This window comes from Thauera aminoaromatica S2 (assembly GCF_000310185.1).
GTDB classification, from domain to species: Bacteria; Pseudomonadota; Gammaproteobacteria; order Burkholderiales; family Rhodocyclaceae; genus Thauera; species Thauera aminoaromatica.
In genome coordinates this window covers 34,885-49,173 of sequence record NZ_AMXD01000003.1, presented here as the reverse complement: position 1 = coordinate 49,173, position 14,289 = coordinate 34,885, and the positions used below count along the sequence as shown (strand labels likewise).

Annotated in this window: 8 protein-coding genes; all 8 read right to left on the bottom strand. The window is 64.7% G+C overall.

Features of this window, described 5'->3' with window-relative positions; translation table 11 throughout:
• Window positions 1-8: 8 nt before the first annotated feature.
• The gene (gene rplC / locus C665_RS01575) at window positions 9-647 is read right to left on the bottom strand and encodes a 50S ribosomal protein L3 (protein ID WP_004298420.1); all 639 of its coding nucleotides are present in this window, start codon (window positions 645-647) and stop codon (window positions 9-11) included.
• Window positions 648-759: 112 nt separating this feature from the next.
• Window positions 760-1,071 (bottom strand): 30S ribosomal protein S10, encoded by a 312-nt coding sequence (gene rpsJ, locus C665_RS01570; RefSeq protein WP_002931577.1) that lies wholly within the window; start codon window positions 1,069-1,071, stop codon window positions 760-762.
• An 87-nt stretch (window positions 1,072-1,158) separates the two neighbouring features.
• The gene (gene tuf / locus C665_RS01565) at window positions 1,159-2,349 is read right to left on the bottom strand and encodes an elongation factor Tu (RefSeq protein ID WP_004298398.1); all 1,191 of its coding nucleotides are present in this window, start codon (window positions 2,347-2,349) and stop codon (window positions 1,159-1,161) included.
• Window positions 2,350-2,397: 48 nt separating this feature from the next.
• Window positions 2,398-4,497, bottom strand: coding sequence for an elongation factor G (gene fusA / locus C665_RS01560; RefSeq protein WP_004298418.1), 2,100 nt, complete (start codon window positions 4,495-4,497; stop codon window positions 2,398-2,400).
• A 107-nt stretch (window positions 4,498-4,604) separates the two neighbouring features.
• On the bottom strand, window positions 4,605-5,075 hold the full coding sequence (gene rpsG / locus C665_RS01555; RefSeq protein WP_004298416.1) for a 30S ribosomal protein S7: 471 nt from the start codon (window positions 5,073-5,075) through the stop codon (window positions 4,605-4,607).
• A 33-nt stretch (window positions 5,076-5,108) separates the two neighbouring features.
• Entirely contained in the window at window positions 5,109-5,486 is a 378-nt protein-coding gene (gene rpsL, locus C665_RS01550) for a 30S ribosomal protein S12 (protein ID WP_004298415.1), read from the bottom strand.
• Window positions 5,487-5,620: 134 nt separating this feature from the next.
• Window positions 5,621-9,895, bottom strand: coding sequence for a DNA-directed RNA polymerase subunit beta' (gene rpoC / locus C665_RS01545; protein WP_004298413.1), 4,275 nt, complete (start codon window positions 9,893-9,895; stop codon window positions 5,621-5,623).
• 85 nt (window positions 9,896-9,980) lie between these two features.
• Window positions 9,981-14,114: a DNA-directed RNA polymerase subunit beta gene (rpoB, locus tag C665_RS01540; protein WP_004298411.1), complete on the bottom strand. Its 4,134-nt coding sequence runs from the start codon at window positions 14,112-14,114 to the stop codon at window positions 9,981-9,983.
• Between the last annotated feature and the right edge of the window lie 175 nt (window positions 14,115-14,289).

Genomic DNA, 14,289 nt, shown 5'->3' with positions numbered 1-14,289 from the left:
CGCGCTCCTCAGGCCTTGACCGCCGGACGGACGACGACGTCGCCACCCTTGGCACCCGGCACCGCACCCTTCACGAGAAGGAGCTGGCGCTCGACGTCCACACGAACGATCTCCAGCCCCTGCGTGGTGCGCTGGACGTTGCCGTACTGGCCCGCCATGCGCTTGCCGGGGAACACACGACCCGGATCCTGGGCCATGCCGATGGAGCCGGGGGAGTTGTGCGAGATCGAGTTACCGTGCGAGGCGCGGTTCGACGAGAAGTTGTGACGCTTGATCGGACCCGAGAAGCCCTTGCCGATCGTCACACCCGTAACGTCAACCTTTTGACCGACCTGAAAGAGATCCGCACCGACCGCATCGCCGGCATTCATGCTGCCGGCCTGCTCGGCCTCGACGCGGAATTCCTTGATGCCGCGGCAGGGCTCGACGCCCGCCTTTGCAAGATGACCCGCGACCGGCTTGGTGATCCGGCTGGCGCGGCGCTTGCCATACGCAATCTGCACCGCGGCGTAGCCGTCGGTGTCGATCGTCTTGATCTGGGACACACGATTATCCGACACGTCAAGCACCGTCACCGGGATGGTCTTGCCATCCTCGGCGAAGATGCGAGTCATGCCGACCTTGCGTCCAACAAGGCCTAGACTCATTTTCTTCTCCTGAATCCCGGTTGCGATTGACCGGGGGTCACAATTAATGCGCCAGAAGGCACAAAGGCCGGATTATACCGGCCTGTTCCAAACTTCCGCAAGCAGGGCTTGCTTACTGGAGCTTGATCTCGACATCCACGCCCGCGGGCAGATCCAGCTTCATCAGCGCGTCGACCGTCTTGTCGGTCGGATCGATGATGTCCATCAGACGCTGGTGAGTGCGGATCTCCATCTGGTCGCGCGACGCCTTGTTGACGTGCGGCGAACGCAACAGGTCGAAACGCTCGATGCGGGTCGGCAGCGGCACGGGACCACGGACCACGGCGCCGGTGCGCTTGGCGGTATCGACGATCTCGAGGGCCGACTGATCGATCAGGCGATAGTCGAAGGCTTTCAGGCGGATGCGGATCTTCTGGTTCTGCATGATGTATTTCCTAAAGAGCTGATACTGCGAAAAAAGAGCGCAAAGAGCGATGGGGCGGCTCCGCGAGAGCCGCCCCGGATCGAGCGATTACTCGATGATCTTGGCGACGACGCCGGCGCCGACGGTACGGCCACCTTCGCGGATCGCGAAGCGCAGGCCTTCTTCCATGGCGATCGGGGCGATCAGCTTGACGGTGATCGACACGTTGTCGCCCGGCATGACCATCTCGGTGCCTTCGGGCAGCGAGATCGAACCGGTCACGTCGGTGGTGCGGAAGTAGAACTGCGGACGGTAGTTGTTGAAGAACGGGGTGTGACGACCACCCTCTTCCTTCGACAGCACGTAGATCTCGCCGGTGAAGTGGGTGTGCGGGGTGATCGAACCCGGCTTGCACAGCACCTGACCGCGCTCGACGTCTTCACGCTTGGTGCCGCGCAGCAGCACGCCGACGTTGTCGCCGGCCTGGCCCTGGTCGAGCAGCTTGCGGAACATCTCCACGCCGGTGCAGGTGGTCTTGACCGTCGGCTTGATGCCGACGATCTCGATTTCCTCGCCGACCTTCACGATGCCGCGCTCGACACGACCGGTCACCACGGTGCCGCGACCCGAAATCGAGAACACGTCTTCGATCGGCAGCAGGAAAGGCTTGTCGATCGCACGCTCGGGCGTCGGGATGTAGCTATCCAGCGCGTCAGCCAGGCGGAAGATCGCCGGTTCGCCGATGTCCGACTGGTCGCCCTCGAGCGCCTTCAGCGCCGAACCCTTGACGATGGGGATGTCGTCGCCGGGGAAGTCGTACTTCGACAGCAGCTCGCGCACTTCCATCTCGACGAGCTCCAGCAGCTCTTCGTCGTCGACCATGTCGCACTTGTTCAGGAAGACGATGATGTACGGCACGCCGACCTGACGGGCCAGCAGGATGTGCTCGCGCGTCTGCGGCATCGGGCCGTCGGCGGCCGAGCACACCAGGATCGCGCCGTCCATCTGCGCGGCACCGGTGATCATGTTCTTGACGTAGTCGGCGTGGCCCGGGCAATCGACGTGCGCGTAGTGACGGCTCGCGGTCTCGTACTCGACGTGCGCGGTGTTGATGGTGATGCCGCGCGCCTTCTCTTCGGGCGCCGCGTCGATCTGGTCGTAGGCCTTCGCCTCGCCGCCGAACTTCTTCGACAGGATGGTGGTGATCGCAGCGGTCAGCGTGGTCTTGCCATGGTCGACGTGGCCGATGGTGCCGACGTTGACGTGCGGTTTGGTACGTTCGAACTTACCCTTCGCCATGTTCTCGGGTCCTTGAGTTGAGGTTGCTGAATAAGGTTGCGGTCTGGGTTACTTGCGGCTGCTGATCACGGCCTCGGCCACGCTCTTCGGCGCCTCGGAGTAATGCTTGAACTCCATCGAGTAGGTCGCGCGACCCTGGGTCAGCGAGCGCAGCTGGGTAGCGTAACCGAACATCTCGGCCAGCGGCACCTCGGCCTTGATCTCCTTCATGCCACCCGGGATGTCGTCCATGCCCTGAACGATGCCGCGACGACCGGAGAGGTCGCCCATCACGTTGCCCATGTAGTCTTCCGGGGTCTCGACGACCACCGCCATCATCGGCTCGAGCAGCGCCGGGCTGGCGCGCCGCATGGCTTCCTTGAAGGCCATGGAGCCAGCCATCTTGAACGCGTTTTCGTTCGAGTCCACATCGTGGTACGAACCGAAATGCAGCGTGACCTTGACATCGACCACCGGGAAGCCGGCGAGCACGCCGTTCGGGATGGTTTCCTGGATGCCCTTGTCGACCGCCGGGATGTATTCGCGCGGAACCACACCGCCCTTGACCGCATCGACGAACTCGTAGCCCTTGCCCTGCTCGGCCGGCTCGAGGTTGATGACGACGTGACCGTACTGGCCGCGACCGCCGGACTGCTTGACGAACTTGCCTTCGACATCCATCGCGGCCTTGCGGATGGTTTCGCGGTAGGCCACCTGCGGCGCGCCGACGTTGGCTTCGACGTTGAACTCGCGCTTCATGCGGTCGACGATGATCTCGAGATGCAGCTCGCCCATGCCCGAGATGATGGTCTGACCCGACTCCTCGTCGGTACGGACGCGGAAGGACGGGTCTTCGGCAGCGAGACGCGACAGCGCGAGGCCCATCTTCTCCTGGTCGCCCTTGGTCTTGGGCTCCACGGCGACGTGAATCACCGGATCCGGGAAGACCATGCGCTCGAGGATCACCGGTGCGCTGGTGTCGCACAGGGTCTCGCCGGTCGTGACGTCCTTCAGGCCGACCACGGCGGCGATGTCGCCCGCGAGCACTTCCTTGATCTCCTCGCGATCATTGGCATGCATCTGCAGGATGCGGCCGATGCGCTCCTTCTTGCCCTTCACCGAGTTCAGCACGGTGGAGCCGGACTCGAGCACGCCCGAATAGACACGGATGAAGGTGAGCTGGCCGACGAAGGGGTCGGTCATCAGCTTGAACGCCAGCGCCGAGAACTTCTCGTCGTCCTTGGCGTAACGGACCACTTCCTTCTCGTCGTCATCCACGCCAGCGACCGGCGGGATGTCGATCGGCGAGGGCAGGTACTGGATGACCGCGTCGAGCATGCGCTGCACGCCCTTGTTCTTGAACGCGGTGCCGCACAGCATCGGCTGGATCTCGCAGGCGAGAGTGCGCGCACGCAGGCCGGCGATGACCTCTTCTTCGGAAAGCTCGCCTTCCTCGAGGTACTTGTTCATCAGGTCTTCGTTGGCCTCGGCAGCCGCCTCGACCATGCTGGCACGCCACTCCTCGGCGGTCGCGACGAGATCGGCGGGGATCTCGTGGTAGTCGAACTTCATGCCCTGGGAGGCCTCGTCCCAGATGATCGCCTTCATCTTGAGCAGATCGACGACGCCCTTGAAGGTGTCTTCGGCACCGATGGGGATCACCACCGGGACGGGGTTGGCCTTCAGGCGGGTCTTCATCTGGTCGACGACCTTGAAGAAGTTCGCACCCGAGCGGTCCATCTTGTTCACGAAGGCGAGACGCGGCACCTTGTACTTGGTGGCCTGACGCCACACGGTCTCGGACTGCGGCTGCACACCACCCACGGCGCAATACACCATGCAGGCACCGTCGAGCACGCGCATCGACCGCTCCACCTCGATCGTGAAGTCCACGTGTCCCGGAGTGTCGATGATGTTGAAGCGATGCTCCGGATAGGAGCTGTCCATACCCTTCCAGAAGCAGGTCACCGCCGCCGAGGTAATGGTGATGCCGCGCTCCTGCTCCTGAACCATCCAGTCGGTCGTGGCCGCGCCGTCGTGCACCTCACCCAGCTTATGGCTCACGCCGGTGTAGAAGAGGATACGCTCGGTCGTAGTCGTCTTGCCTGCGTCGATGTGAGCGGAGATACCGATATTGCGGTAACGCTCGATGGGTGTCTTGCGAGCCACGTTATACCTGCCTTCTGTTGTGCGCGCTTTTGGCACGCTGAACGAATTCTTGCGTTAGAAAACAATCGAGCCCTTCACAGGGCCCGAGATACCGCCACCAAGGAAGATCAGAAGCGGTAGTGCGAGAACGCCTTGTTGGCTTCGGCCATGCGGTGAACTTCTTCACGCTTCTTCATGGCGGAACCACGCCCCTCGGAGGCCTCGAGCAGCTCGCCGGCGAGGCGCTGGGCCATCGACTTCTCGGCGCGCTTGCGGGCCGCCTCACGCAGCCAGCGCATGGACAGCGCCATGCGGCGGGACGGGCGGACCTCCACCGGGACCTGGTAGTTCGCACCGCCGACGCGGCGACTCTTGACCTCGACCACCGGCTTGACGTTTGCAACCGCGACCGAGAAGACCTCGAGCGGATCCTTGCCGGACTTGGACGAGATGTGATCGAACGCACCATAGACGATGCGCTCTGCGACGGACTTCTTGCCCGACTGCATGATCACGTTGATGAACTTGGAAACGTCCTGGTTACCGAACTTGGGATCCGGCAGGACTTCGCGCTTGGGTACTTCACGACGACGCGGCATGGCAACCTCTCGCTAAATTTCTTTGACCAACAATCAGGCTTTCTTCGGGCGCTTGGCACCGTACTTCGAGCGCGACTGCTTGCGATCCTTGACGCCCTGAAGGTCGAGCGAACCGCGGACGATGTGGTAGCGCACACCCGGAAGGTCCTTCACACGACCGCCGCGGATCAGCACGACCGAGTGCTCCTGCAGGTTGTGACCTTCACCGCCGATGTACGAGATGACCTCGAAACCGTTGGTCAGGCGCACCTTGGCGACCTTACGCAGCGCCGAGTTCGGCTTCTTCGGGGTCGTGGTGTAGACGCGGGTGCAAACGCCGCGCTTCTGCGGACAAGCCTCGAGTGCCGGAACCTTGCTCTTGGCAACTTCCAGTTGGCGCGGCTTGCGAACAAGCTGATTGATTGTTGGCATAGCTTAAGAATTTCCCATAAGACCGCGGCAGCCCACCATGGGCCGCCGCGGGCGGATTATTCCGGCTGAGACTGACTACGATTGGTCAGCCCACAAAAAAGAGGCCGGAGTTTAGTCCGAGACTGTCCGAAAAGTCAACTCGCCTCGATGTCCTGCTGTGTTTCCACAACCTCTTCCGCCGGCGCCCAGGCATGCCCCGCACCGAGATCGCGCCCCTCTTCCTGCGCCTTGCGGCTGCGGTGGTAGGCCAGACCGGTACCGGCCGGGATCAGGCGACCGACGATGACGTTCTCCTTCAGGCCGCGCAGTTCGTCGCGCTTGCCCATGATCGCCGCCTCGGTCAGCACGCGGGTGGTCTCCTGGAAGGAGGCCGCGGAGATGAAGGAGTCGGTCGACAGCGAGGCCTTGGTGATGCCCAGCAGCACGTTCTCGTACTGCGCCGGCAGCTTGCCTTCGGCTTCGACGCGGTCGTTCTCGTCCAGCACCTCGGAGCGCTCGACCTGCTCCTCGCGGATGAACCGGGTATCGCCCGGATCGGTGATGACCACGCGACGCAGCATCTGGCGGACGATCACCTCGATGTGCTTGTCGTTGATCTTCACGCCCTGCAGGCGATACACGTCCTGCACCTCGTCGATGATGTAGCGCGCGAGTTCGCTGATGCCCTGCAGGCGTAGGATGTCGTGCGGATCGGACGGACCATCCACGATCAGTTCGCCCTTGTTAACCACCTGGCCGTCGTGCACCATCAGGTGCTTGTCCTTGGGGATCAGGAACTCGTGCGAGGTCCCGTCCGGCTCGGTGATCACCAGACGCTGCTTGCCCTTGGTCTCCTTGCCGAAGGACACCGTGCCGGTGTACTCGGCGAGCATGCCGGCATCCTTGGGCGCACGCGCCTCGAAGAGCTCAGCCACGCGCGGCAGGCCGCCGGTGATGTCGCGGGTCTTCGCCGACTCCTGCGGGATGCGCGCGAGGATGTCGCCGACGTTGATCTGCTGGCCGTCCTTCACGGTGATCAGGGAGCCGACCTGGAAGGTGATCGCAACCGAGTGCTCGGTGCCGGCGATCTTGACCTCCTCGCCGTTCTCGTCCAGCAGCTTGACCTGCGGGCGGACGCCCTTGGGGCTGCCGGTGGACGAGCGACGCTTGGCATCGATGACCACCAGCGTGGACAGACCGGTAACTTCGTCGATCTGCTTGGCGACGGTGACGCCCTCCTCCACGTTCTCGAACTTCACCGTACCGGTGTATTCGGTCACGATCGGGCGGGTGTGCGGATCCCACGAGGCGAGCTGCGTGCCAGCCTTGACGGGAGCAGCGTCATCGACCAGCAGCATGGCCCCGTAGGGCAGCTTGTGGCGCTCGCGCTCGCGGCCCATGTCGTCGGCCACCACGAGCTCGGCCGAGCGCGCGATGACGATCTTTTCGCCCTTGGCGTTCGAGACGTAGCGCATGTTGCCGGCAAAGCGGATCGAACCTGCCGACTTGGCCTCGACGCCACTCGCGGCGGCGGCTCGCGAAGCCGCCCCCCCGACGTGGAAGGTCCGCATGGTCAGCTGCGTGCCCGGCTCGCCGATCGACTGCGCCGCGATGACGCCGACGGCCTCGCCGACGTTGACCCGGGAACCACGACCCAGATCGCGGCCGTAGCACTGCGCGCACAGGCCGTAGCGGGTTTCGCAGGTGAGCGGCGTGCGCACCTTGACCTCGTCCACGCCCAGGCTCTCGATCAGGTCCACCGCGTCCTCGTCGAGCAGGCTTCCCGCCTCGATCATGGTTTCCTGGCTTTCCGGATTGACGATGTCCTCGACGCAGACGCGGCCCAGGATGCGCTCGCGCAGCGGCTCCACGACCTCGCCGCCCTCGATGAGGGCCTTCATGTTGAAGCCTTCGCGCGTGCCGCAGTCGTCCTCGATGACCACGAGATCCTGGGTCACGTCGACGAGACGGCGAGTCAGGTAGCCCGAGTTCGCGGTCTTCAGCGCGGTGTCGGCCAGGCCCTTACGGGCGCCGTGCGTCGAGATGAAGTACTGCAGGACGTTGAGGCCTTCACGGAAGTTGGTCGTGATCGGGGTCTCGATGATGGAACCGTCCGGTTTCGCCATCAGGCCGCGCATGCCGGCGAGCTGCCGGATCTGAGCCGCGGAACCACGCGCGCCCGAGTCGGCCATCATGTAGATCGCGTTGAAGGACTCCTGGTCGACGTCCTGCGCGACCGCCTTCTCGCCGCTCGCGTACACCTGCTTCCAGAACTGCTCGCGCGGCAGGCCCTTGAAGCGGTCCTGCGCCTTCTCCTTGCCGAGCTGCTCCATCATCGCCTTGGCCACCTGGTCGCCGCAGCGGCCCCAGATGTCCACGACCTTGTTGTAGCGCTCGCCGTCGGTCACCAGACCCGAGGTGTATTGCTGGGCGATCTCCTTGACCTCGGCTTCCGCCGCGCGGATCAGCTCGTGCTTGGCATTGGGGACGAGCATGTCCTTGACCGCGATCGAAAGGCCGGCGCGGGTCGCCAGACCATAGCCGAACTGCATCAGCTTGTCGGCGAAGATGACCGTCGCGCGCAGGCCGCAGCGCCGGTACGAGGCGTTGATCAGCTTGGAGATCTCCTTCTTCTTCAGCGGCTTGTCGATGACGCTGAAGGGCAGCCCGGCAGGCAGGATCTCGGACAGGATCGCACGTCCGGCGGTGGTGTCGTGGCGCACGATCTTCTCGATGCGCTCGCCATTGGGGCCCAGGTCGGCCTCCTTCAGGCGCACGGTGACGCGCGCATGCAAGGCGATCTGGCCGGATTCGTAGGCGCGCTTCACTTCGGAGACGTCGGCGAAGATCATGCCTTCGCCCGGCACGTTCACCCCTTCGCGGGTGGCGTAGTAGAGGCCGAGCACGATGTCCTGCGAGGGCACGATGATCGGCTCGCCGTTGGCGGGCGACAGCACGTTGTTGGAGGCCAGCATCAGGGTGCGGGCTTCCATCTGTGCCTCGAGCGACAACGGGACGTGCACAGCCATCTGGTCGCCGTCGAAGTCGGCGTTGAAGGCCACGCAAACCAGCGGGTGGAGCTGGATCGCCTTGCCTTCGATCAGCACCGGCTCGAAGGCCTGGATGCCGAGGCGGTGCAGCGTCGGGGCGCGGTTCAGCAGCACAGGATGCTCGCGGATCACCTCCTCGAGGATGTCCCACACCACCGGCTCCTGCGACTCCACCATCTTCTTGGCCTGCTTGATGGTCGTGGCCAGCCCCATCAGCTCGAGCTTGTTGAAGATGAAGGGCTTGAACAGCTCGAGCGCCATCAGCTTGGGCAGGCCGCACTGGTGCAGCTTGAGTTGCGGGCCCACGGTGATGACCGAGCGTCCGGAGTAGTCGACGCGCTTGCCGAGCAGGTTCTGGCGGAAGCGGCCGCCCTTGCCCTTGATCATGTCGGCCAGCGACTTCAGCGGACGCTTGTTGGCGCCGGTCATGGCCTTGCCGCGGCGACCGTTGTCGAGCAGCGAGTCGACAGCCTCCTGCAGCATGCGCTTTTCGTTGCGCACGATGATGTCGGGCGCCTTGAGCTCGAGCAGACGCTTGAGGCGGTTGTTGCGGTTGATGACGCGACGGTAGAGGTCGTTCAGATCCGAGGTCGCGAAGCGGCCACCGTCCAGCGGCACCAGCGGGCGCAGGTCGGGCGGGAGCACCGGCAGCACCTCGAGCACCATCCACTCGGGCTTGATGCCCGACTGCTGGAAGGCCTCGAGCACCTTCAGGCGCTTGGAGAACTTCTTGATCTTGGCTTCGGAGTTGGTGGTCTCGAGGTCGCCACGCAGCTTCTCGGCCTCGAGGTTGATGTCGAGCGTGCGCAGCAGGGAACCGATACCCTCGGCACCCATGACCGCGTCGAACTCGTCACCGTACTCCTCGACCTTGGCGAGATAGTCGTCCTCGGTCAGCAGCTGGCCGCGGTTGAGCGGCGTCATGCCCGGCTCGACGACGACGAAGGCTTCGAAGTAGAGCACGCGCTCGATATCGCGCAGGGTCATGTCGAGAACCATGCCGAGACGGCTCGGCAAGCTCTTCAGGAACCAGATGTGGGCGACCGGCGAGGCCAGCTCGATGTGGCCCATGCGCTCGCGCCGCACCTTCGACAGCGTCACCTCGACGCCGCACTTCTCGCAGATCACGCCACGGTGCTTGAGGCGCTTGTACTTGCCGCACAGGCACTCGTAGTCCTTGACCGGCCCGAAGATCTTGGCGCAGAACAGGCCGTCACGCTCGGGTTTGAACGTGCGGTAGTTGATCGTCTCGGGCTTCTTGACTTCGCCATAGGACCACGAGCGGATCTTGTCCGGCGAGGCGAGGCCGATCGTGATCGCGTCGAACTCTTCCTCGTTCGGCAGGGTTTGCTTGAACAGGTCAGCAAGCAGGCTTTTCATGGTTCACTCCATCCGGGCCGCCGCGTCGTGGGCGGCGGCCCCGGGATTCAATCGCAGGCAGGGGACGGGAAGGAAATCGCGACGCTCACTCGCGGTCGAGGTCGATGTCGATCGCCAGCGAACGGATTTCCTTCACCAGCACGTTGAAGGATTCCGGCATGCCGGAATCGATCTTGTGCTCGCCCTTGACGATGTTTTCGTACACCTTGGTCCGGCCGGTCACGTCGTCGGACTTGACCGTCAGCATCTCCTGCAGCGTGTAGGCGGCGCCGTAGGCTTCCAGCGCCCACACTTCCATCTCGCCGAAGCGCTGGCCGCCGAACTGCGCCTTGCCGCCCAGCGGTTGCTGTGTGACGAGCGAGTACGGGCCGGTCGAACGCGCGTGCATCTTGTCGTCGACCAGGTGGTGCAGCTTCAGCACATGCTTGTAGCCCACGGTGACCTTGCGCTCGAAGGCCTCGCCGGTGCGGCCGTCGTAGAGGGTGACCTGGCCGCCGGTGGGCAGGCCGGCCAGCTCGAGCATCTGCTGGATTTCCTCTTCCTTGGCACCGTCGAACACCGGGGTCGCGAAGGGCACGCCCTTCTTGAGGTTGCCCGCGAGCTCGCGAACGTCCGAGTCGCCGAGGTTGGCGATGTCCTCGGGGTGGCCGCTGCCGTTGTAGATCTGCTCGAGGAAGCCGCGCAGCTCCAGCGCCGAGGCCTGCGCCTGCAGCATCTTGTCGATCTTCTGACCGAGTCCCTTCGCTGCCCAGCCGAGGTGGGTCTCGAGGATCTGGCCGATGTTCATCCGCGACGGCACGCCAAGCGGGTTGAGCACGATGTCGAGCGGGGTGCCGTCTTCCATGTACGGCATGTCCTCGACCGGGACGATCTTGGAAACCACGCCCTTGTTGCCGTGACGGCCGGCCATCTTGTCGCCCGGCTGCAGGCGGCGCTTCACCGCCAGATACACCTTGACCATCTTCTGCACGCCCGGGGGGAGCTCGTCGCCCTGGGTGAGCTTCTTCTTCTTGATCTCGAAGGCCTGCTCGAAGTCCTTGCGGGTGTTCTCCAGACCTTCACGCACGGCCTCGAGCTGCACCGCGAGGGTCTCGTCGGCGAGGCGGATGTCGAACCAGTGGTAGTGCTCCAGGCTGTCGAGGTAGGGATCGGTGAGCGCCGCACCCTTGGCGAGCTTCTTCGGACCACCGTTGGCAAGCTGGCCCACGATCATGCGGCGGATACGCGCGAAGGCGTCGCGCTCGACGATGCGCATCTGGTCGGCGAGGTCGGTCTTGAAGCTGCGCAGCTGCTCGTCGATGATCGACTGCGCGCGCTTGTCGCGCTCGATGCCCTCCCGGGTGAACACCTGCACGTCGATGACGGTGCCGACCATGCCCGAGGGCACGCGCAGCGAGGTGTCCTTCACGTCGGAGGCCTTCTCGCCGAAGATCGCGCGCAGCAGCTTTTCCTCGGGGGTGAGCTGGGTCTCGCCCTTGGGCGTGACCTTGCCGACCAGCACGTCGCCGGCCTCGACCTCGGCACCGATATACACGATGCCCGACTCGTCCAGGCGCGACAGCTGCGCCTCGCCGAGCGAGGCGATGTCGCGGGTGATCTCCTCGGGTCCGAGCTTGGTGTCGCGGGCGACGACGGTGAGTTCCTCGATGTGGATCGAGGTGAAGCGGTCGTCGGCGACCACGCGCTCGGAGATGAGGATCGAGTCCTCGAAGTTGTAGCCGTTCCAGGGCATGAAGCCGACCAGCATGTTCTGGCCGAGCGCGAGCTCGCCGAGGTCGGTGGAAGCGCCGTCGGCCACCACGTCACCGCGGGCGATCAGGTCGCCCACCTTCACCACCGGGCGCTGGTTGATGTTGGTGTTCTGGTTGGAACGGGTGTACTTGATCATGTTGTAGATGTCGACGCCGACTTCACCCGGCAGGGTCTCGTCGTCGTTCACCCGGATCACCACCCGGTTCGCATCCACGTAGTCCACGATGCCGCCACGGGTGGCCTGCACCGCAGTGCCCGAGTCGACCGCCACGCGGCGCTCGATGCCGGTGCCGACCAGGGGCTTTTCCGGGCGCAGGCAGGGCACCGCCTGGCGCTGCATGTTGGCGCCCATCAGCGCGCGGTTGGCGTCGTCGTGCTCCAGGAAGGGAATCAGCGAAGCCGCGACCGACACGATCTGGCCCGGGGCCACGTCCATGTACTGCACCATGTCCGAGGTGGCGAGCAGGAACTCGCCCTTGTGGCGGCACGACACCAGGTCGCCGGCGAGCATGCCCGCCTCGTCGATCTCGGCGTTCGCCTGCGCGATCACATACTGCCCCTCCTCGATCGCCGACAGGAAGTCGATCTGGTCGGTGACCTTGCCGTCATTGACCTTGCGGTACGGCGTCTCGAGGAAGCCGTGGCGGTTGGTGCGCGCATACACCGCGAGCGAGTTGATCAGGCCGATGTTCGGACCTTCCGGGGTCTCGATCGGGCACACGCGGCCGTAGTGCGTCGGGTGCACGTCGCGCACCTCGAAGCCGGCGCGCTCACGCGTCAGGCCGCCCGGGCCCAGTGCCGAGACCCGACGCTTGTGCGTGATCTCGGACAGCGGGTTGGTCTGATCCATGAACTGCGAGAGCTGGCTGGAGCCGAAGAACTCCTTGATCGCCGCCGAGATCGGCTTGGCGTTGATCAGGTCGTGCGGCATCAGGTTGTCGGACTCGGCCTGCGACAGGCGCTCCTTGACCGCGCGCTCGACGCGCACCAGGCCCGCACGGAACTGGTTCTCGGCGAGCTCGCCCACCGAACGCACGCGGCGGTTGCCGAGGTGGTCGATGTCGTCGATCTCGCCGCGGCCATTGCGCAGCTCGACCAGCACGCCCACCACCGCGAGGATGTCGTCATTGACCAGCACGCCCGGGCCGTCCTCGCCCTGCGCGCCGACGCGCTGGTAGAAGCGCTTGAGCCAGCCCGGCGCCTTGTCGTCGATCTTCTCGGGGTAGGCGCGGCGATTGAACTTCATGCGGCCGACCGAGGACAGGTCGTAGCGCTCCTCGGCGTAGAACAGCCCCTGGAAAAGCCCCTCTACGGCATCCTCGGTGGGCGGCTCGCCCGGACGCATCATGCGGTAGATCGCAACCTTGGCCGCCCACTGGTCGGCGGTCTCGTCGATGCGCAGCGTCTGCGAGATGTAGCCACCGCGATCGAGATCGTTGATGTACAGCGTGCTCAGGCCGGTGACGCCGGCCAGGCGCAGCTTGTCGAGCAGGTCCTCGGTGATCTCGTCGTTGGCGCGCGCCAGCAGCTCGCCGGTGGCCGGATCGACGACGTTGGTCGCGATCACCCGGCCGAGCAGGAAGTCGTCCGGCACCGCCATGGTCTTCACGCCGGCCTGGTCGATCTCGCGGATGTGCTTGGAGGTGATGCGCTTCTCGCGCGCGACGATGATCTTGCCGTCGGGCGTGGTGATGTCGAAGCGCGCGACTTCGCCGCGCAGGCGCTCGGGAACGAGCTCGAACTGCGCACCCTCGCCCTGCAGGTGGAAGGTGTCGGTGTCGTGGAAGGTCGCGAGGATCTCCTCCGGCGTCATCCCGATCGCGCGCAGCAGGATGGTGACCGGCATCTTGCGCCGACGGTCGACGCGGAAATACAGGTAGTCCTTGGGATCGAACTCGAAGTCCAGCCAGGAGCCGCGGTAGGGAATGATGCGCGCCGAGAACAGCAGCTTGCCCGAGGAGTGGGTCTTGCCGCGGTCGTGCTCGAAGAACACGCCCGGCGAACGGTGCAGCTGCGAAACGATGACGCGCTCGGTGCCGTTGATCACGAAGGAGCCGGTGGTGGTCATGAGCGGGATCTCGCCCATGTAGACCTCCTGCTCCTTGACCTCCTTGATGGTCTCCTTCGGCGCCTCGCGATCCATGATGACCAGACGCACGCGCGCGCGCAGCGGCGAGGCGAAGGTCAGGCCGCGTTGCTGGCATTCCTTCACGTCGAAGGCGGGCTCGCCCAGCATGTACTGGACGTACTCGAGCCGCGCGTTGCCGCTGTGGCTCGAGATCGGGAAGATCGAGGTGAACGCGGCCTGCAGCCCCTGGTTGCGCCGGACGTCCGGCGGGGTGTCGGCCTGCAGGAATTCGGCGAAGGACTCGATCTGGGTGGCGAGCAGGAAAGGCGCATCGAGCACGGCCGCGCGCTTGGCGAAGCTCTTGCGGATACGTTTCTTTTCGGTGTAGGAATACGCCATGGATGCTCCGGCTAGAGGGCTAACATCGGAAAGACAGGACACAACGTTCGGGCGGCTCCGGCAGCCTGCAGCCTGACTGCAAGCCCGGCCGGACGATCGGCAAACGCTCTGGCCTGCCATCGAGAAGTGCGGCTCGACCCGCAATCTCGATTACAAAGCACGAAAGGGCCGGCAC